Here is a 17328-nt window from a genome sequence, read left to right as displayed (position 1 = left end):
ACCAGGACTGACGCAAGACAGGGCCGAGCGGCTGTCGAAGGTCCGGCTGCTCGACCGAACGTGCAGGCCCCGGCAACTGCCCGGGCCTGCACGGCCTTTCCGCTCCCGCGGCCGGACGAACTCCGGCGTGCCGCACCGTGGCCACGCCGCGACGCCGCCACGCCGCGACGCACCGGCTCAGGTCGCGATCGACCCGACGGCCGGGCTGGACAGCCAGGCCAGGCGGCCGAGCCGGGTCCGCAGCCGGGTGTCCAGGCTCCAGGTCGCACCGGCATGCGCGTGCAGCAGGGCCAGCGAGGCGAAGATGTAGGCGACCGAGGGGCCCACGTCGGTGATGCCCGGCGTGCTCCACGGCAGCCCGAAGGCCTCGGCGGACGACCAGATGCCCAGTGAGTACAGGGCACTGCCGACGAAGACGGCGTTGCTGAGGACTCCGAAGATCAGCCCTAAGGCGATGGCGGTCTCGGTGACGGCGGTCACCACCGCGAAGGCTCCCGGCGAGGCGCCCCCGATCGTGTGCCACATCTGGAGCCACTGGTGGATCACCGGGATGTGAATGGACGTCGCCTGGCCGAGCTCGTCACTGATCGTCTGGCCGTGGATGAAGCCCGGCAACCACTTGAACGAGGCGTCGACGGCCCACACCAGCCCGAAGCCGATGCGCACGACCGCGGCCCGGTGCAGGCGCTTGGTGCTCGGGTCGGTTCCCAAGGCGCGGGTTCTCGGACTCCGTCGCGACGTGGCAGCTGCTGTTGTCACGGAAAGCTCCCTTGTGTGTGTCTGGCCTACCCCCGTGAAACACCGCCTGACGGGAAGACGAACATGCAGATGGCAGCCCTCTCGGACTGTCTCCCCGTGCGATGGTGACTACTCGAACGTAACCACGGTCCATGGTCATGACAATCCGCGTCCGGAACCTCAGAGCACCTTCAGATGCCGCCACCACGGGCCGCCGACGGAGCCGAGGCGCTCGCCGGAATGGCTATCGTGTGCCGATATCGAGCACCGCCGTGACGGAGTGAGTGATGAGTCAGCAGACCTCAGGCGTCTCGGAGCCGCAGCTTCGGCGGCAGCTCGGCGTCTTCGACGCCGTCGTGATCGGCCTGGGGTCGATGATCGGCGCGGGCATCTTCGCCGCGCTCGCCCCGGCGGCGGAAGCGGCCGGCTCGGGGCTGCTGCTCGGGCTCGGACTGGCGGCCGTGGTCGCGTACTGCAACGCGACGTCGTCCGCCCGGCTGGCGGCGCGCTACCCGCAGTCGGGCGGGACCTACGTCTACGGCCGGGAGCGGCTCGGCGGCTTCTGGGGCTATCTGGCCGGATGGGGCTTCGTCGTCGGCAAGACCGCGTCCTGCGCGGCGATGGCGCTCACGGTCGGCTCGTACGTCTGGCCTGCCGAGGCCCACGCCGTCGCGGTCGGGGCCGTTGTGGCGCTGACGGCGGTGAACTACGCCGGTCTGCAGAAGGCCGCCTGGCTGAACCGCACCATCGTCGCCGCGGTACTGGCGGTACTGGCCGCCGTCGCCACGGCGTGCCTGACGTCCCCTCAGGCGACCGTCGCACACCTGGGCGTGGGTGCGGACACCGGCTTCGGCGGGGTGCTCCAAGCGGCGGGCCTGCTCTTCTTCGCCTTCGCGGGCTACGCGCGCATCGCCACCCTCGGCGAGGAGGTCCGCGACCCGGCGCGCACCATCCCCCGGGCGATCCCGATGGCGCTGGCCGTCACGCTGGTCGTCTACGCGGCCGTGGCCGTCGCCGTGCTGACGGTGCTGAGCCCCGGCGCGTTGGGGCACGCCACAGCTCCACTGACCGACGCGGTGAAGGCCGCAGGCGTGCCGGGCCTGGCCCCGGTGGTACGGGTCGGGGCAGCGGTCGCGGCAACCGGGTCGCTGCTGGCGCTGATCCTCGGGGTGTCGCGCACCACTCTGGCCATGGCGCGCGACCGGCACCTGCCGCACGCGCTGTCCGCCGTCCACCCGCGCTTCCAGGTCCCGCACCGCGCGGAGCTCGCCGTCGGCGCGGTCGTCGCAGTGCTCGCCGCCTTCGCGGACCTGCGGGGCGCGATCGGCTTCTCCTCCTTCGGCGTGCTCGCCTACTACGCGATCGCCAACGCCTCCGCCTGGACGCTCACCCGGGCGGAGGGCCGTCCGCCGCGCGTCGTCCCCGCGCTGGGCCTGGCCGGCTGCCTGCTGCTGGCCTTCTCCCTGCCGGGCAGCTCCGTCGTGTCCGGCGCCGCGGTGCTGGCCCTGGGCGCCGCGGTGTACGGCGTGCGCCGGGCACGGGCGCGGGCGCGCTGAAGGCGCGTCGCGACTACCGAGGGAACTGGTCGGCGGGCAACAGCTCGCGTGCCAGCTCCGCCAGGGCGCGGCGGTCCTCGGCCAGCGCCCGTCGACCGGCGGAGGTCGCCCGGTAGACCCGGAGGGCGCGGCCGTCGACCACCTGCTGTTCGGAGGTCAGCAGCCCCTCCGCCTCCAGGCGGTGCAGTGTCGGGTAGAGCGTGCCGGGGCTGATCCGGTAGCCGTGCCGGGCCAACTCATCGGCCATCCAGGCGCCGTGGATCTCGCGTTCGGTCGCGTGGTGCAGGATGTGCAGCCGCACGGCACCGCGCTGGAACTCCCGCATCGCCGACCTCCCGCGTGGGTCACGCAACCGATATCGGCGTCCGATAGTACGCGTCATCGGTCACCCGACGGCGAGGCAAACGGCCGCACGTCGGCGCGGACGTGACGCAGGGGACGTGACGCGTCCCCGGTCGGGTCGTTGAGCCTGACATGAAGAAGATGCTCACCCTCGGGCTCCTCGCCACCGCCACCCTCGGCATCGCCGCACCCGCCGCGCAGGCCGACACCGCCAACCCTCTCGGGCCGGTCGCCCACATCGGCCCCGACGCGAACGGCGTCCACGCCATCGGCGACTGGTGCGCCTCCACCGCGTCCACGGTCACCCAGGAGGTCGCGTCCCTGCCGGCCGTCGGCCCGCTGGCGCAGGCGCCGCTCGCCGAGAAGGGATGCAGCGCCACGACGGGCGCCGTCAACTCCCTGCCGTAGTACGGGACAGGGCATGCGAACGGCCGGGTGACGACACGTTCGTTCGCCACCCGGCCCCTCCTCCGGTGTCCTCGCGCGTCCCCCGTCCGCGCGAGGACAAGGGAGACTTTAGAAAATCCTGTGGGGCTCGCCTAGTTTCCTGGTGCACAGTGAGACCGGTACCAAGGTGCCGAACTGCACAGTGACATCAGGGACATCCGGGCGGGGACATCAGCACCGACGGGGGTGAGCGTGGACATCTCGGCGACTGCCGCGTCCTGGCCCGACCGACGCGACCGGCGGGCTGACGACGTGTTGGCGATCCAACGCGCGGCCCGCAAGGGCGGGACCCGGGCCCTGCTCCGGTGGCTCGCCCGCCGCACCGGCGCGCAGATCCTGCTGACCGCCCCCGACGGCACGCTGCTCTGCGCAGGTGACGGCGCCGCGCGCCACACGGAGCTGGCCCAGCGCGTGGCCGGGCAGGTGGGTGCCCGCGCGCTGACGACATTGAGCGTGGTCGAGCAGGACGTCACCGTCGTGGCCGTCGGCCTGAACGGTGCGACCGACGGCCCGGGGCCGGTGCTCACCGCCGTCGCCGCCGGTCCCGCTCCCGAGCACCTGCCCCGGCTGCTCGCGGACGCGTCGTCCGCTCTGGACCTCTGCTGGCGGGAGGAACGCGCCGAGACGCAGCGCCTGCGGCTGGAGGTCGCCGAGGCGCGAAACCGGGAGGCCGTGCTGCACCTGCTGATGAACGGTCACGTCTCCACGGCACGGCAGGTCGCCGAGGTCCTCGGCCCCGAACTGCCGGAGGTGATCCGCTACCACGTCGTCGCGACCGCACCCGACCTGAAGCCGGCACTCGCACGCCGGTGCCGCGGGCTTCGGCCCGACGCGTGGGTCATCCCCTGCCCGGTCTACGACGATCACATAGCCGTCCTGGTCCCGGCCGAGCCGGGCACTCCCCCGGACGCGCCCTCGACGTTCGCAGCCGCCGTCACCTCCGCGACGGGCGAATGCCTCGTGGGAGTGAGCGACGTCGTGGCGATCCGCGATGCGTCCGTCGGCTACGGGCAGGCGGTCCACGCCCTGGTCACGGCGCGGACCCGCGCGCAGCGGTGGGCGATGTTCTCGCACCACCCCGACCCGGCCCTGGTCATCGGGGCCCCCATCCGCGGCTGGGCCCGGCAGTTCCTCGAACCGCTCCGGACCCACGTGCCGCAGCGCCTGCAGGACCCCGACAGCACCGAACTCACCGTCACCGCGAACTCCTGGCTCGGCTTCGCCTCAGGGGCGACGTCACTGCTCAAGATCCACCGCAACACCCTGGCCGCCCGGCTGCGGCACATCGAGCAGCTGCTCGCCCTCGATCTCGACCGGCTGGCGGACCAGTCCCTGCTCGCCCTGGCCCTGCGCACAGAGACCGGCCCGCAGATCACTGACGCCCCGTCAGGCACACGCGCGGACAGCATGCGCTCGCTCGACGAGCTCCTTCGCCGCCAGGCCGTGGCGGACTGGGCGTTGCGCCTGCTCCGCCCCCTCGACGACGCGCCCGACGCCGCCCGCACCCTCGCCGCCTGGCTGCGCCACGACGCCCGGCTCACCCCCACCGCGCAGGAGCTGTCGCTCTCGCTCACAGCGGTCCGCAAGCGCCTCGCCCGGATCGAGGAACTCCTCGACCGCTCCCTCCTCCGTCCCCCGACCGACCGCCACGAACTCTGGCTGGCCCGACGGGCCCTGCACCTCGCCCACGGCACAGACGGTTGATGTCAGCGGCGCCTGGCCGACGCGGGACCGAGCCGCGGTGTGCGGCCGGTTAGGCTGCCGCCATGATCAACGCTGCGGCCGACGGGCCCGCCATCCTCGACATCCGGGAGCTGGCCGCTGATCCGGAGCTGGAGGCCGGGTTCGCGGAGGCGGCCCACGCGATCCTGGCGGAGCTGGTCGGCGGGGGCGCCGCGTTGGGGTGGGTCGAGCCACCATCGCGCGCGGAGGTCGCCGGGCTCCTCGACGACGTCGCCTCGGCCGCGCAGGTCGGGGACGCGTCCTTGCGGGCCGCGTACGTGGACCGTCAGCTCGTGGGCCTGGGCTACTGGCTCCGGTACGCCCGGCCGACCCACCGGCCGCACGCCGATCTGGAGAAGATCGCGGTGGCTGCGGCGGCTCACGGACACGGCATCGGCCGGGCGTTGACCGCCGCGCTGGTCGCCGACGCGCGGGCGGCGGGGATCGAGGTGCTGACGCTGGACGCGCGCGGGGACAACGTCAACGCCCTGCAGCTGTACCGGTCGCTGGGTTTCACCGAGTACGGCCGCCTCCCGGACTTCGTCGCCGTCGGCGACCGCAGGTACGACAAGGTCTTCTGCATGCTGGACCTGCGACCTGCGGACTGACTGCCCGTCGGGTATGGAAATTCCCATCTGGACACGGACGTTGACCACGGCATGACTCAAGGACCAGCGCCTCGCACCCTGTCCGCCGATGCCGTGTCGGAGCTGCTCGGCACCCACCAGTTCGGCACGCTTGCCACAGTCAAGCGCAGCGGCCATCCGCATCTGACCACCATGGTCTACCACTGGGACCCCGAGGCCCGCATGGCGCGGTTCTCCACCACGGCCGACCGCATCAAGGTCAAGCATCTGCGGCGCAACCCGAGTGCGGCGCTGCATGTACAGGGCGGCGACGTCTGGTCGTTCGCCGTCGCCGAGGGCGAGGCCGAGGTCTCCGAGCCCACCACCGTTCCCGGCGACGTGGTCGGCCGAGAACTGCTCGGGATGATCCCCGAGGGCGCGAAGCCGCAGGACGAGGCAGCATTCCTGGAGGGGCTCGTCGCAGAGCGCCGCGTGGTCGTCCGCCTGAGGGTGAACCGGTTGTACGGGACGGCGCTGGACATCAACGGATAGGGCTGTCTGTCGACCGAGGCGTCGGCAGGATGGCTGATCCGTCCGTGATCCGTAAGGAGCCGTGGCCGCCTTCGGGGCCGGGCGCACGCCTACGGTCATGGGGAGGTCCGAACCCCTTCCGGGCCTGTGGGACAACTCAGCCCTGGAGGAGCCAGATGACCCAATCCGCCGAGTCCGCCGAGATCGGGGTGATCGGGGGCTCCGGCCTCTACGCCCTGCTCGACCACGTCACCGAGACCGTCGTCGACACCCCCTACGGCGCGCCCAGCGACTCGCTCTTCCTCGGGGAGCTGGACGGCCGCCGGGTGGCGTTCCTGCCGCGTCACGGTCGCGAGCACACGCTGCCGCCGCATCGGATCAACTACCGCGCCAACCTGTGGGCGCTGCACACCCTCGGCGTGCGTCAGGTGCTGGCGCCGTGCGCGGTCGGCGGCCTGCGGAGCGCGTACGGGCCCGGCACGCTGCTGGTGCCGGACCAGTTCGTGGACCGCACCTCGGGCCGGACGCAGACCTTCTACGACGCGGTGCCGCTGCCCGACGGGTCGGTGCCGGGCGTGGTGCATGTCTCGGCCGCCGACCCGTACTGCCCGGTGGGGCGCGCCGCCGCGCTGGACGCCGCGCGCGGCGAGGCGTGGGAGCCGGTGGACGGCGGCACGCTGGTGGTGATCGAGGGGCCGCGGTTCTCCACCCGCGCCGAGTCGCGCTGGTTCAGCGCGAACGGCTGGTCGGCGGTCGGGATGACCGGCCATCCCGAGGCGGTGCTGGCCCGCGAACTGGGCCTCTGCTACACGTCACTGGCCCTGGTCACCGACCTCGACGCGGGCGTCGAGACCGGTGAGGGCGTCACCCACACGGAGGTGCTGGCCGAGTTCGCGCGCAACGTCGACCGGCTGCGCAGCGTCCTGTTCAGCGCCGTCGCGCGGCTGCCGAAGACCCGGGACCGGGACTGCGTCTGCTCGCACGCCCTGGACGGCCTGACCACCGGCCTTCCCGGCGTGCCCGGCGTGCCCTCCTGATCCCCTCGGCCACCGACGTCACCGCGGCCGTCACACCCAGCAGCACCAGCCAGTTGCGCAGGTAGGGCAGCGGCAGCAGGGTGGGGTTGCCGTGGTCGTTGCCCGCGTCCAGGACTGCCGGCAACCCCACCGCCGTCAGCGCGGCGGCCACCACCAGGCCGCCGCGCACGGTCCACGGCAGCCTCGGCAGCGCGGCCCCGAACAGGCAGACGAGCGGCAGCCAGAGCCCGTCGTGGAGCACCGCTCCGCCGACCGACCACACCACCACGTCCAGCGGGTCGTGAATGTACGGGTCCGTCAGCAGCCCGTACACACCGAACCCGACCGACGACACCGCGGCCACGACCAGGGTTCCGCGCACCACCGTCGTCGTCCTCATGCGATCACCTCGATCCCTCATGCGATCACCTCGATCTGCTGCACCCACTTGGTCTGCAGGACGCCGGGTCGGCCCGGGGCGATGACCCGGGCCGGGTAGCCGTGGTCCGCGTGCAGCACCTCGCCGTTGACGCGCAGTGCCAGCAGGGTGAGCGGATCGTGCGCGTAGGCGGGCTCCATCTCGGTCACCGCGTAGGGGCCGGCCGTCTCCAGCGAGGTGATCCGCAACCGCGCGGTCGGCGGCGCCCCGGCTCGCGCCACCAGGTCGCGGATCCGCACACCCGTCCAGCGCGCCGACGCGCTCCAGCCCTCGACGCAGGCGATCGGCAGATCGGCCTCGTGCTGGTCCATCGCGAGCAACTGATCCATCGTCAGCTCGTAGGGGTGCGGCCCGTCCACCCGCAGCCGCCAGTCGGCCGGTGGTTGCTCGGTACCGGCGGCGGCAGCCGTGCGGTTGACCGGCAGACCCTGCGGGCCGACGTCCGGGCGGCGCGGCGCCAGCAGGTCCAGCCCGCGCAGCCACGGCACGCTCTGCCCGGCGGTCACCGCGGTGACCGCCAGCACGGAGAGGGTGACCGTGGTCAGGTACGCGCGGCGCTCCGCCAGGCCGGGCCGCACCCGGCGCCAGTGGGCGGCGATCTCCGGCGCCTTGACGGCCAGGTGCAGCAGCAGCCCGCCCAGGGCGATCCACGCCAGCCAGAAGTGCGTCTGCCGGAACGGGAACGGCCAGACGTACCACTGCAAGGTGTTCAGCAGCCCGGTGAACAGCTCCAGCAGCATCGACGCGACGAGCAGCAGGATGCCCAGCCGCTCCAGCGCGTGCCGGACGCTGCGCGCGGGCGGCCACTCGAAGAGCCGCGGGTAGACGGTCCACAGCTTGGCTCCCAGCAGCGGGATCGCCGCGATGCCGGTGCCCACGTGCAGGCCCTGGGTGAACTGGTAGAGCCCGGCGGGCCGGGTCGGCAGGTGGTCGCGCAGCCACGTGGGCGGGTTCTGCAGCACATGGCTGTAGAGGCCGGTCACGAAGCAGACGATCAGGGCCGCGCCGAGCCAGCGGCCGATCACCACCGCGGTGCGTGGATCGTGCAGCCGCGAGGAGAAGGCGCCCTCGCGCAGCGGTCCCTTCCGCAGCGCCTCGGGCGGGGTGGGCAGCGGCAGATCGAACTGCCGCGCACGGGGAGTCGGTTCGTCGTCTCGCACCTCTCCATCACACCCGCTGCCAGGGCCGTTGCGGGGTAGCGGCCTGCTTACGGAAGTCGTACGGCTGCCCGCGCCACGGTCCGCCGGACCGGACGCGCTGGCAGGGTGACGACGTGTCCACCCTGCTGAAACCCACCTCGCCGGCTCCCGACGACGGCGCCGACGCCACCACCGCCACCGCCAACGCCACTGACGACGCGGCCGACCGCCGTCCGGCGTGGGCGACCGCCCTCTGCCTCGCCGCACTCGCCGCGCTCACCGCCGCACTGGTCGGCACGTTCACCGGGGGCGGCACCCTGGGCCACCGGGGGCCGCTGCTGGTCTGGTACCCGCTCGACTGCGTGCTGTTCGCCCTCGCCCTGGTGACCCTGCGGCGGGTACCCGCCCGCAGGGTGACCTCACTGGTGCTGGTCGGCAGCGTCGCCGTGGCCGCCGCCGCGCTGCTGGTCGCACCGAGGACCAGCGACGACGCCTACCGCTACCTGTGGGACGGCCATGTCCAGGCCGCCGGGATCTCCCCCTACGCCTACCCGCCCGACGCGCCCCAGCTGGCGCACCTGCGCGCCGAGGAGCCCACGCTCTTCCCGCCCACGGGTGCGTCCATCGGCGCCTGCACGGCCTGGGACGAGCGCCGCACGACGGCAGGCCAGTGCACGCACATCAACCGGCCCGGCGTGCCGACGATCTACCCGCCCGTCGCCCAGGCCTGGTTCCTGGTCCTGCACCTGGTCGAGCACGGCCACGGCGTCCGCGCGGCCCAGGCGGGCGGAGCGCTGCTGGCCGTGGCGACGACCGGCGTGCTGCTGCTCGTGCTGCCGCGCGAGCGCCGTCGCCGGGCCGCGCTGTGGGGCTGGTTCCCCGGCACGGCCGTCTGGGCGGTCAACGACGCCCATGTCGACGCCCTCGGCGCGCTGTTGACGGTGGTCGGGCTGGCCCTGGCGGTACGCCACCGGCGAGCGCCGGGCAGAGCGGCGCTGGGCGGAGCGGCGCCGGGCAGAGCGGCGCTGGGCGGAGCGGCGCCGGGCAGAGCGGCGCTGGGCGGAGCGGCGCTGGGCGCGGCGATCGCCACCAAACTGCTGCCCGCGCTGGCCCTGCCGGGCGCGCTGTCCGGCGTCCTGGCCCGCCGACCGACGCGCCGGGACTTGCTGCTCCCCGCCGTCGCCGTGGGCTGCTTCGCGCTCGCCTACCTGCCGTATCTCGTCCTGTCGGGCCGTCAGGTCATCGGCTTTCTGCCCGGATACCTGCACCAGGAGGGCTACGACGACGGCACCGCCGCCCGGTTCGGGCTGCTGCAGTTCCTCCCCGGACCGGCCGCAGCGCCCGTGGCGGCGCTGATCGTGCTCGCTGTCGCGCTGTACGTGCTGCGCCGTGGCGACCCCGACCGGCCCTGGGCCGGTGCGCTGGTGGTCTACGGCGCCCTGCTGTTGGCGCTGACGCCCGACTACCCCTGGTACGGGCTGCTGTTGGTGGCCCTGGTCGCGATGGACGGCCGCTGGGAGTGGCTCGGGGTCCCGGTCGCTGGGCAGGCGGTCTACCTGATCGGCGGCGACGCACAGGTGGCGGCCTACTCGGCGGCGCTCGGCCTGGTCCTGGCCGGCGCGGCGCTCCGGCGGCGGAGCGCCGCGAACCGGCGCGAACAGCAGGGCGCTTCAGCCGTTCTGACCCTCTGACCTGACGTCCATTCAGTCGCGGCGGGTGAGGGCCACGAACCGGCGTCCGTCAACCGTCCAGCGTTCCGTCTCCACCAGTCCGGCCTCCGCCGCGCACGCCACGGCGGCGGAGGCGCCGACACGGGCCCAGGCGAACGACGGACCGCTCCACCCGGTCGCGTCCTCGACCCGCACCGTCACCCGGTCGTCCACGTCGTCGGGTTCGACCTCCGCGAGGACCGCCCCACCCGGCGTGAGCAGTTCGCGGCAGCGGGCCAGCAGGGCGGCCGGGTCGCCGCCGATGCCGAGGTTGCCGTCGGCCAGCAGCGCGGTCCCCCAGCGGCCCTCGCCGGGCAGCCGGTCGAAGACCGAACGGCACACCGCGACGCCGCCTCCCGCACGGGTACGGGCCACCGCCGCGCCGGTGACGTCCACGCCGAGGGCGGGCAGCCCCAGTGCGAGCAGCTCGATGACCAGCCGCCCCGGACCGCAGCCGACGTCCAGCACCGGACGGCCCGTCAGCAGGCACCGGGCCAGCAGACTGCGGTCCGCCGCGTCGGGCTGCGCGCACCAGCGTTCGACGTCCAGCGGGTGGCGTCGCCCGTCGGCACGGCGCAGCCACAGCGGGCCGCGACCGGTGCGCATCGCGTGGGCGTACGGGTCCTGCGCCCACGGCCTGGGCCCCGGCCCTACCCGGACGGGCGCGAGCAGTGAGCCGAGCTGCGCGGGGATCCGCGCGGGCGCGTCGGGCCTCACCTGGCGGCCCGGATCAGGCCGGAGACCTCGCGCCAGGCTGCGGCGAACCCCCCGGAGGGTGCGAGCCGGGCCACGTCAGCGGCGTCCTCGGCGGTGTCGACGTCGGTCAGCTGCGGCAGTTGACGTACCGTCAATCCTGCCGCGCCGAGCCGATCCAGCACCTCCGCGCCCGTGCTCTCGGTGGACATCGGCACGCCGTCCAGCAGCCGGCGCGCCAACTCCGGGGTGGGGCGGGCCAGTCCGAGCGCCCAGAAGCCTCCGTCGGCGGCGGGCCCGTACCAGGCGTCCACCCCGGCGCGGACGGCCGGCGAGAAGGCCTCGGCCAGCCCGGCCACGTCGAGCTGCGGGGTGTCCATGCCCACCAGCAACGCCGGTGCGCCCTGCGGGGCGTGGGCGAATGCCGCGGCCAGCCGCGCGTCCAGCCCACCGCCGACCTGCGGCACGACGTCCCAGCCCGGTGGCAGCCACGGCCCCGGCTCGCCGTCCAGCACCAAAAGCCGCCGTCCGGCGGGCATCCGGGAGAGCGCGGCCAGGGTGTCCGCAAGCGCCGCCTCGGCCAGGCGGGCGGCCTGTTCGGGGGTGCAGGGCGGTGTCAGCCGGGTCTTGACGCGGCCGGGCACCGGGGCCTTGGCGATCACCAGCAGGGTCGGCGGCGGTGCGGCCAGCACCGTCCGCATGTCGCGGACGGCCTGCCGGGTGCCGCGCAGCGTGCCGGTGACCTTCGAACGCCCTTGCCGTGGACGGTAGTCGACGTCCACCTCGGCGATCCGCATCCCGGCCGCCGACGCGGACAGCACCATCTCCAACGGGAAGCCCGAGCGCCGGTCGCCGAGCCCGAGCGCCAGCAGGTCCGCGCGCCGCGCGGCGCGCATCGGCCCGAGGTCGTGCAGCGGGGCGCCGGTGCGTGCCCGCAGCCGCCGCGCGAGCTCCGCGTTGGCCACCCGCGCGTGCAGCGGCCACGCGCCGCGCGTGGTCGGCCTGCGCCGTCCCAGCACCAGGTCCGCCGTGCCGTCCGCCACCGGGCCGACGACGCGGGACAGTTGGGCCGGGTCGAGCGAACCGTCGCAGTCCAGGAAGCACACCAGCTCGGCGGTCGCGGCGGACAACCCGGCGTAGCAGGCGGCGCCGAACCCACGTCGCGGCTCGCGCACCACCGTCGCGCCCAACCCGGCCGCGATCTCGGCAGAGCCGTCCCGCGACCCGTTGTCGACCACGACGGCGCGCCATCCGTCGGGGATCCGGCTCAGCACCCAGGGCAGCGCGGCGGCTTCGTCCAGACACGGCAGCACGACGTCCACGGACTCGGCAACGACCGCGGAAGAGAGGGAGGAAGAAGGAAGCGTCACCCCGGCCACGCTAGGCGCTGACCTGCAGTTGCAGGGGCCTGCGACGCCTTACGGAAGTCCTACGTCACCGCGCACCGGTACCGGGTACCGGGTACCGGAAGGTCTCACGGTGGGGCTACGGCGGGAGTAGCAGCGCGCGGACGTGCGCGGGTTTGACGACGCTGAAGTGACGCCGGTCGAGAGTGGCCACTCGGTCCACGCCGAAGCGCTCAGCCACCGTGATGACCGAGGCGTCCACCCCTCCGAGCGGAAAGTCGGCGTACCGGAGGACCAACTCGCTCATTCGCGTCAGGTCCGCGGACGTGAGGTGGACCAGCTCGAAGGTCCCGCGTGCGACCTCGGCCAGGAACGCTGCCTCGATCTTGGGCCAACGCTCCAGAAGCCAGCAGACCTCAGTCATGACCGGGCTGGGCAGCAGACGACGGCCGGTCAGCGACATGAGCAGAGAGGCGCACTCGGCATGCTGCCGGTCAGCCGCGTTGAACGCCGCAGCCAGAGGTCCAGTGTCCAGGACCGTGGCGATCACGCCGAGTCGCCGAAACGCCGGCGCATCCGTTCGCGGATGTAGTCGTCATGCCGTTCGGCCAGGTCCTCCGGACCGTTAATGCTGCCGATCAACGCCAGCAACCCCGCCGGCACCGATCCATCGGTCTCTGTCGCGTCCACCGCAGGCAGCGACTCGGCGACCTGGGACAGCTCCTCGTCCTGGCTGACGAGCAAGCGAAGCCGTCGCACCTGGGTTGGAGTGAGCCGGTCCACCAGGTGGTGCATGTCCTCGTAGTCGTAAGCAGCGGTCACGTAAGCAGTGTAGGACGGCCGCACGGCCTCGAGCAGCGTGATCTGTAAGAATGCACCCCTTCCAGGCGAAGCGGACTTGCCGAAAAAGCCCAGAGGTGCTACGGGATCTGGACGCTCCGAGCGGCCTCGCCCCGCAGCGGGGCGGTGGCGAACTCCGCCATCCCTGCCTCGAACCCGACCGCGGGGCGCCAGCCGAGCTCGCGCCGCAGCCGGCGCGAGTCGGCGGTGACGTGCCGGACGTCGCCCAGCCGGTACTCCCCCGTCACCACCGGCTGCGGGCCACCGAAACCCGTGGCCAGCGCGGTGGCCATCTCGCCGATCGTCCGGACCGTGCCACTGCCCGTGTTGTACGCGCGCACGAAGCCCTCCGGCCGGTCCAGCACCGCGGCCAACGCCGCCTCGTTGGCCGACGCGACATCATCCACGTGCACGAAGTCGCGGCGTTGGCCGCCGTCCTCGAAGACCCGTGGCGGGCGACCAGCCGCCAACGCCGAGCGGAACAGCGAGGCGACGCCCGCGTACGGGGTGTCGCGCGGCATGCCGGGGCCGTAGACGTTGTGGTACCGCAAGGTGATCACCCGCCCGCCGCAGGCGCGGGCCCAGGCGGCGGCCAGGTGCTCCTGGGCGAGCTTGGTGACGGCGTAGACGTTGCGCGGGTCCGCCGCCGCGTCCTCGCCGACCAGACCGGGCGCGAGCGCTGTGCCGCAGCGGGGACACGGCGGCTCGAACCGCCCGGCGTCCAGGTCGACGGCCCGCCTCGGCCCGGGGGCGACCCGTCCGTGCTCCGCGCAGTCGTAGCGCCCCTCTCCGTAGACCACCATCGAACCGGCCAGGACCAGATGACGGGGGCCGGTCCGGGCCATGGCGGCGAGCAGCACCGAGGTGCCGAGGTCGTTGCAGCCGACGTACTCCGGCGCGTCGGCGAGGTCGAGCCCCAGTCCGACCATCGCGGCCTGGTGGCAGACCGCGTCCGTGCCGCGCAGCGCGCGCTCCACCGTCTGCGGGTCGCGGACGTCGCCGTGCACGAAATCGACCTCGGCGGGCAGCGCGCCCGCCGCGCTCCGGTCGGCGTGGACGGCCGGGAGCAGGGCGTCGAGCACCCTGATCCGGTGCCCGGCGGCGACCAGTCGCCGCGCCACCGCCGAACCGATGAACCCGGCCCCACCCGTGAGCAGAATCTTCATACCGGCGACGCTAACGGCATCGTCGTCGCACCGGGGCGCAGCACCACGCCTCGTCAGGGAACCGTAAGCCGGATGACCGGTGTAGGCCGCACGGCCGTGCCGTCGTGACGCACCCGCGTAACGCCTTCACATATGTGTGCGACATGTGTTGGTTTCATCGCCATATTGAGTGGAGGGTTGGCCGCCGATGTGGGCTGTGAAAAGAATGTGGTCAGATCTTGGGCCCAAGCCGGGCTTGGCGCCTACGGGGGATGTTGTGCGACGTTATTTCCGACCTGGAGCATTCCACCTTGTGGTTCCAACCCCGACAGTCCGGCACGCCGCGATCCGACACCCCCAAGGGTACCGGCGCCGCTGAGAACGGTGGCGGGGCGGCGGCTTCCTCAGCAGAGGCGCCGGGCGGGGGGCACGAGGGCGGTCTGACGCCCCGCGACATCGCGCTGGTGCGTGCCAGCGTGGTCGTGGTCGAGCCCTACGCCGCAGATCTGGCGGTGTACTTCTACTCCATCCTGTTCACGCGCTACCCCCAGGTCAGGGACATGTTCCCGCCGGGGATGGACGTCCAGCGCGGACGCCTGCTGCGGGCCCTGCTGCACATCGTCGACCTCGTCGACGACCCGGAGCAGCTGCAGCGCTTCTGTGCGCATCTCGGCCGAGACCATCGCAAGTTCGGCACCGAGAACGCGCACTACGACGCCGTCGGCGAGTGCCTGCTCGCCGCCCTGGCCCGCTTCGCCGGCCCCGCGTGGACCGCCGACACGGCCCGCGCGTGGACCCTCGCGTACACCACCGTCGCGCAGGTCATGATGAGCGCCGCCGACGCGGACTCCATGGTGCGGCCCGCCTCCTGGGCCGCCCGGATCGTGCACCGCGAGGAGTTCGCGTACGGGATCGCGGCGATCACCGTGCTGCCCGACCAGCCCTACCGCTACGCCGCGGGACAGTACGTCAGCATGGAGACACCCTGGTGGCCCCGCGAGTGGCGCTACTACTCCCCGGCCAACGCCCCGCGCCAGGACGGGACGCTCACCTTCCACGTCCGGGCCGTGCCGGGCGGCTGGGTGAGCAACGCCCTGGTCCGCCGGGCGATGCTCGGCGACCAGGTCAAACTGGGGCCTCCGCTGGGGGACATGGTGCTCGACCACTCCTCGAACCACGACATCCTCTGCGTGGCCGGAGGCACCGGCCTGGCCCCGATCCGCGCCCTGATCGAGGAGAGCGCCCGCCACGGCGGCGGACGCCAGATGGACGTCTTCTTCGGCGCCCGCACCTCCGACGAGCTCTACGGGATGGACGAGATGCTCCGCTTCGCGCAGCGCAACCACTGGCTGCGGGTTCGGGCCGCCGTCTCCCACCAGGACATCGTCGGCCTCAACGGCTCACTGCCGAGCGTGCTCGCGGAGTTCGGGCCCTGGTACCAGCACGACGCGTACCTCAGCGGCCCCGCCCCGATGGTCACTGCCGCGGCCGACGTGCTGCGCCGGACCGGCGTCCCGCAGGCGCGCATCCGCCACGACCCGCTCGACGTCCCCTCCCTGTCCCTGACCTGAGAGGCCCGCAACGACGGTCCCCCACCTGCCCCACCGGTCGCTCCTCTAGACTCCACTCCTCCCGACCCAGGAGCACGCCCTCAGTGACCACGCCCGACCACCGCTTCGGCTCAGCAGGCGAGCGCATGCTGCAACAGCGCCGCGGCACCGTCGAGCGCGCCGCCGAGTTCTACGACCGGCAGGTGCACCCGTACCTCACGCCGGCGATGTGCACGTTCATCGCGCGGATGTCGATGGTCTTCCTCTCCACCTCCGACGCGCGGGGCGCCTGCGACGCCAGCTTCCGCGCGGGGCCTCCCGGGTTCGTGCAGATCCTCGACGACCGCACCCTCGCCTACCCGGAGTACCGCGGAAACGGCGTCATGGCCAGTGCGGGCAACATCACCGAGAACCCCCAACTCGGCATGCTCTTCATGGACTTCACCCGGGATCACATCGGACTCCATGTCAACGGCAGCGCCTTGCTGGTCCCCGACGCCCAGATACGCACGCACTACCCACACCTGCCGGTGGACTCCGCCCCGGGCCGCCGCCCCGAGGTCTGGGTCCACGTCACGGTCGACGAGGCGTACATCCACTGCTCCAAGCACATCCCGCACCTCGAACCCGCCGCGCGCCCCGCGAACCCGGAGGCGAAGCGCCCCCGGGACCCGCAGTACTTCACCGGACCGCAGCTGCCCGCGTACACGGCGACGCCGCAGTCCTGGCCGGAAGCAGGCCGGTAACGCGCGAGCCCGAGTCCTCTCGGGGGTTCACCCGCGCCGTTGCATGCGGAGTGGACTATATTTTCAGTCAGTCCCGTCCCGCCTGTAGGGTGCACGATTATGGCCGACCGTAGAACGACGATGCTGGAAGCAGCCGCCAGGGTCATCGCCCGGCGAGGAGTGCGCGGGCTGCGGGTGGAGGAGCTCGCGGCGGAGGCAGGTGTCTCCACGGCGCTGATCTACTACCACTTCAAGAACCGTCAGGGCATTCTGCGGGCCACGCTCGACTTCATCAACGACCGCGCCGGGAACTACACCACCTCCCGCGACCCGGACGCCCCGCCGCTGGACGCACGCGGCGAACTGGAGCAGACACTCCTGCTGGAGTTCCAGGACGCGCCCGAGGTGCGCGAGAACAGCACCGCCTGGGGCGAACTGCGCGCCAGCGCGGTCTTCGACCCGGACCTGCGGGAGGACTTGGCCCGCGCCACGCTCGTCTGGGTCCAGGAGGTGGCCGAACTCCTGGGCAGAGTACACCCGATGGCGGGCGCAGGCGCCCTCGCCCAGGCCGCCGAACGGCTGACCGCCCTGCTGGAGGGCCTCAGCACCCGCTGGCTCAGTGGCAGCCTCCCGCTCGCGCACGCCCGCACGCTGATGGCCGAGGCCATCGACGTCGAACTGGCCCGGCTCAGCCCCACCTCCTGACACCGCACCGCTCAGCCGCACCGCTCAGAGGAAGTAGAGGCGGCTGAGGGTGACGGTGTCGGCGGGGTGGCTGTGGAGGGGGTTGCCGTCGAGGGTGACGGTGCCGGTGGTGGGGTTGA

At 73.0% G+C, this 17328-nt stretch carries 19 protein-coding genes and 1 pseudogene; 10 read left to right on the top strand and 10 right to left on the bottom strand.

Annotated elements, in window-relative coordinates:
* Positions 1–177: 177 nt before the first annotated feature.
* Complete coding sequence (locus ABH940_RS24450; RefSeq protein ID WP_370070811.1) at positions 178–711, bottom strand: hypothetical protein; 534 nt, start codon at positions 709–711, stop codon at positions 178–180.
* Positions 712–1025: 314 nt separating this feature from the next.
* Here ABH940_RS24450 and ABH940_RS24445 point away from each other — a divergent pair, with 314 nt between their 5' ends.
* On the top strand, positions 1026–2294 hold the full coding sequence (locus ABH940_RS24445) for an APC family permease (RefSeq protein WP_370106175.1): 1269 nt from the start codon (positions 1026–1028) through the stop codon (positions 2292–2294).
* Positions 2295–2307: 13 nt separating this feature from the next.
* Here ABH940_RS24445 and ABH940_RS24440 read toward each other — a convergent pair whose 3' ends face one another.
* Complete coding sequence (locus tag ABH940_RS24440; RefSeq protein WP_370070815.1) at positions 2308–2619, bottom strand: PadR family transcriptional regulator; 312 nt, start codon at positions 2617–2619, stop codon at positions 2308–2310.
* Between the two features lie 149 nt (positions 2620–2768).
* Between ABH940_RS24440 and ABH940_RS24435 the strand changes: the two genes are divergently transcribed.
* The 5 genes from ABH940_RS24435 to ABH940_RS24415 all read left to right on the top strand — a co-directional run bounded on the left by ABH940_RS24435 (position 2769) and on the right by ABH940_RS24415 (position 6939).
* On the top strand, positions 2769–3044 hold the full coding sequence (locus ABH940_RS24435) for a hypothetical protein (RefSeq protein ID WP_370106174.1): 276 nt from the start codon (positions 2769–2771) through the stop codon (positions 3042–3044).
* Positions 3045–3269: 225 nt separating this feature from the next.
* On the top strand, positions 3270–4787 hold the full coding sequence (locus tag ABH940_RS24430; RefSeq protein ID WP_370106173.1) for a helix-turn-helix domain-containing protein: 1518 nt from the start codon (positions 3270–3272) through the stop codon (positions 4785–4787).
* Between the two features lie 62 nt (positions 4788–4849).
* Complete coding sequence (locus ABH940_RS24425) at positions 4850–5413, top strand: N-acetyltransferase family protein (protein ID WP_370070821.1); 564 nt, start codon at positions 4850–4852, stop codon at positions 5411–5413.
* A 51-nt stretch (positions 5414–5464) separates the two neighbouring features.
* Positions 5465–5923 carry a pyridoxamine 5'-phosphate oxidase family protein gene (locus ABH940_RS24420; RefSeq protein WP_370070823.1) on the top strand — a complete coding sequence of 153 codons (459 nt, stop codon included), beginning with the start codon at positions 5465–5467 and terminating at the stop codon, positions 5921–5923.
* Positions 5924–6078: 155 nt separating this feature from the next.
* Complete coding sequence (locus ABH940_RS24415) at positions 6079–6939, top strand: S-methyl-5'-thioadenosine phosphorylase (RefSeq protein WP_370070825.1); 861 nt, start codon at positions 6079–6081, stop codon at positions 6937–6939.
* On the opposite strand, the gene ABH940_RS24410 is transcribed toward ABH940_RS24415, so the two are convergent.
* Positions 6830–7318, bottom strand: coding sequence for a hypothetical protein (locus ABH940_RS24410; protein ID WP_370070827.1), 489 nt, complete (start codon positions 7316–7318; stop codon positions 6830–6832). The genes ABH940_RS24415 and ABH940_RS24410 overlap by 110 nt on opposite strands.
* A 17-nt stretch (positions 7319–7335) precedes the next feature.
* The gene (locus ABH940_RS24405; protein WP_370106204.1) at positions 7336–8433 is read right to left on the bottom strand and encodes a molybdopterin-dependent oxidoreductase; all 1098 of its coding nucleotides are present in this window, start codon (positions 8431–8433) and stop codon (positions 7336–7338) included.
* A gap of 197 nt (positions 8434–8630) precedes the next feature.
* Between ABH940_RS24405 and ABH940_RS24400 the strand changes: the two genes are divergently transcribed.
* On the top strand, positions 8631–10187 hold the full coding sequence (locus ABH940_RS24400) for a hypothetical protein (protein ID WP_370106172.1): 1557 nt from the start codon (positions 8631–8633) through the stop codon (positions 10185–10187).
* A 12-nt stretch (positions 10188–10199) separates the two neighbouring features.
* On the opposite strand, the gene ABH940_RS24395 is transcribed toward ABH940_RS24400, so the two are convergent.
* The 6 genes and pseudogenes from ABH940_RS24395 to ABH940_RS24370 all read right to left on the bottom strand — a co-directional run bounded on the left by ABH940_RS24395 (position 10200) and on the right by ABH940_RS24370 (position 14250).
* Entirely contained in the window at positions 10200–10922 is a 723-nt protein-coding gene (locus ABH940_RS24395) for a methyltransferase domain-containing protein (RefSeq protein ID WP_370070831.1), read from the bottom strand.
* The gene (locus ABH940_RS24390; protein WP_370106203.1) at positions 10919–11437 is read right to left on the bottom strand and encodes a DUF2064 domain-containing protein; all 519 of its coding nucleotides are present in this window, start codon (positions 11435–11437) and stop codon (positions 10919–10921) included. Before ABH940_RS24390 ends, ABH940_RS24395 begins: the two co-directional genes overlap by 4 nt.
* A gap of 135 nt (positions 11438–11572) precedes the next feature.
* Positions 11573–12220 (bottom strand): annotated as a pseudogene (locus ABH940_RS24385) (glycosyltransferase family 2 protein); the annotation flags it as partial.
* A gap of 163 nt (positions 12221–12383) precedes the next feature.
* Positions 12384–12794: a type II toxin-antitoxin system VapC family toxin gene (locus ABH940_RS24380; protein ID WP_370106171.1), complete on the bottom strand. Its 411-nt coding sequence runs from the start codon at positions 12792–12794 to the stop codon at positions 12384–12386.
* A complete protein-coding gene (locus tag ABH940_RS24375) occupies positions 12791–13066 on the bottom strand; it encodes a hypothetical protein (RefSeq protein WP_370070835.1) in 276 nt (91 codons plus the stop codon). Before ABH940_RS24375 ends, ABH940_RS24380 begins: the two co-directional genes overlap by 4 nt.
* A 98-nt stretch (positions 13067–13164) precedes the next feature.
* Positions 13165–14250, bottom strand: a complete 1086-nt coding sequence (locus tag ABH940_RS24370; RefSeq protein ID WP_370070837.1) for an NAD-dependent epimerase/dehydratase family protein — start codon at positions 14248–14250, stop codon at positions 13165–13167.
* 290 nt (positions 14251–14540) lie between these two features.
* Between ABH940_RS24370 and ABH940_RS24365 the strand changes: the two genes are divergently transcribed.
* From ABH940_RS24365 to ABH940_RS24355, 3 genes are all read left to right on the top strand, one after another.
* Entirely contained in the window at positions 14541–15800 is a 1260-nt protein-coding gene (locus ABH940_RS24365; RefSeq protein WP_370070839.1) for a globin domain-containing protein, read from the top strand.
* 125 nt (positions 15801–15925) lie between these two features.
* A complete protein-coding gene (locus ABH940_RS24360) occupies positions 15926–16525 on the top strand; it encodes a pyridoxamine 5'-phosphate oxidase family protein (RefSeq protein WP_370070853.1) in 600 nt (199 codons plus the stop codon).
* Between the two features lie 99 nt (positions 16526–16624).
* The gene (locus ABH940_RS24355) at positions 16625–17209 is read left to right on the top strand and encodes a TetR/AcrR family transcriptional regulator (protein ID WP_370070841.1); all 585 of its coding nucleotides are present in this window, start codon (positions 16625–16627) and stop codon (positions 17207–17209) included.
* Positions 17210–17328 lie beyond the last annotated feature (119 nt).

This window comes from Streptacidiphilus sp. BW17 (assembly GCF_041262485.1).
Lineage (GTDB): Bacteria > Actinomycetota > Actinomycetes > Streptomycetales > Streptomycetaceae > Streptacidiphilus.
This window is presented reverse-complemented; position numbering and strand designations above follow the sequence as displayed.

What these genes read in the sequence shown, in the direction of transcription:
- ABH940_RS24410 (WP_370070827.1), bottom strand. Translation starts at nt 7,318, where the DNA reads ATGAGGACGACGACGGTGGTGCGCGGAACCCTGGTCGTGGCCGCGGTG.
- ABH940_RS24445 (WP_370106175.1), top strand. Translation starts at nt 1,026, where the DNA reads ATGAGTCAGCAGACCTCAGGCGTCTCGGAGCCGCAGCTTCGGCGGCAG.
- ABH940_RS24440 (WP_370070815.1), bottom strand. Translation starts at nt 2,619, where the DNA reads ATGCGGGAGTTCCAGCGCGGTGCCGTGCGGCTGCACATCCTGCACCAC.
- ABH940_RS24370 (WP_370070837.1), bottom strand. Translation starts at nt 14,250, where the DNA reads ATGAAGATTCTGCTCACGGGTGGGGCCGGGTTCATCGGTTCGGCGGTG.
- ABH940_RS24360 (WP_370070853.1), top strand. Translation starts at nt 15,926, where the DNA reads ATGCTGCAACAGCGCCGCGGCACCGTCGAGCGCGCCGCCGAGTTCTAC.
- ABH940_RS24420 (WP_370070823.1), top strand. Translation starts at nt 5,465, where the DNA reads ATGACTCAAGGACCAGCGCCTCGCACCCTGTCCGCCGATGCCGTGTCG.
- ABH940_RS24425 (WP_370070821.1), top strand. Translation starts at nt 4,850, where the DNA reads ATGATCAACGCTGCGGCCGACGGGCCCGCCATCCTCGACATCCGGGAG.
- ABH940_RS24415 (WP_370070825.1), top strand. Translation starts at nt 6,079, where the DNA reads ATGACCCAATCCGCCGAGTCCGCCGAGATCGGGGTGATCGGGGGCTCC.
- ABH940_RS24390 (WP_370106203.1), bottom strand. Translation starts at nt 11,437, where the DNA reads ATGCCCGCCGGACGGCGGCTTTTGGTGCTGGACGGCGAGCCGGGGCCG.
- ABH940_RS24355 (WP_370070841.1), top strand. Translation starts at nt 16,625, where the DNA reads ATGGCCGACCGTAGAACGACGATGCTGGAAGCAGCCGCCAGGGTCATC.
- ABH940_RS24435 (WP_370106174.1), top strand. Translation starts at nt 2,769, where the DNA reads ATGAAGAAGATGCTCACCCTCGGGCTCCTCGCCACCGCCACCCTCGGC.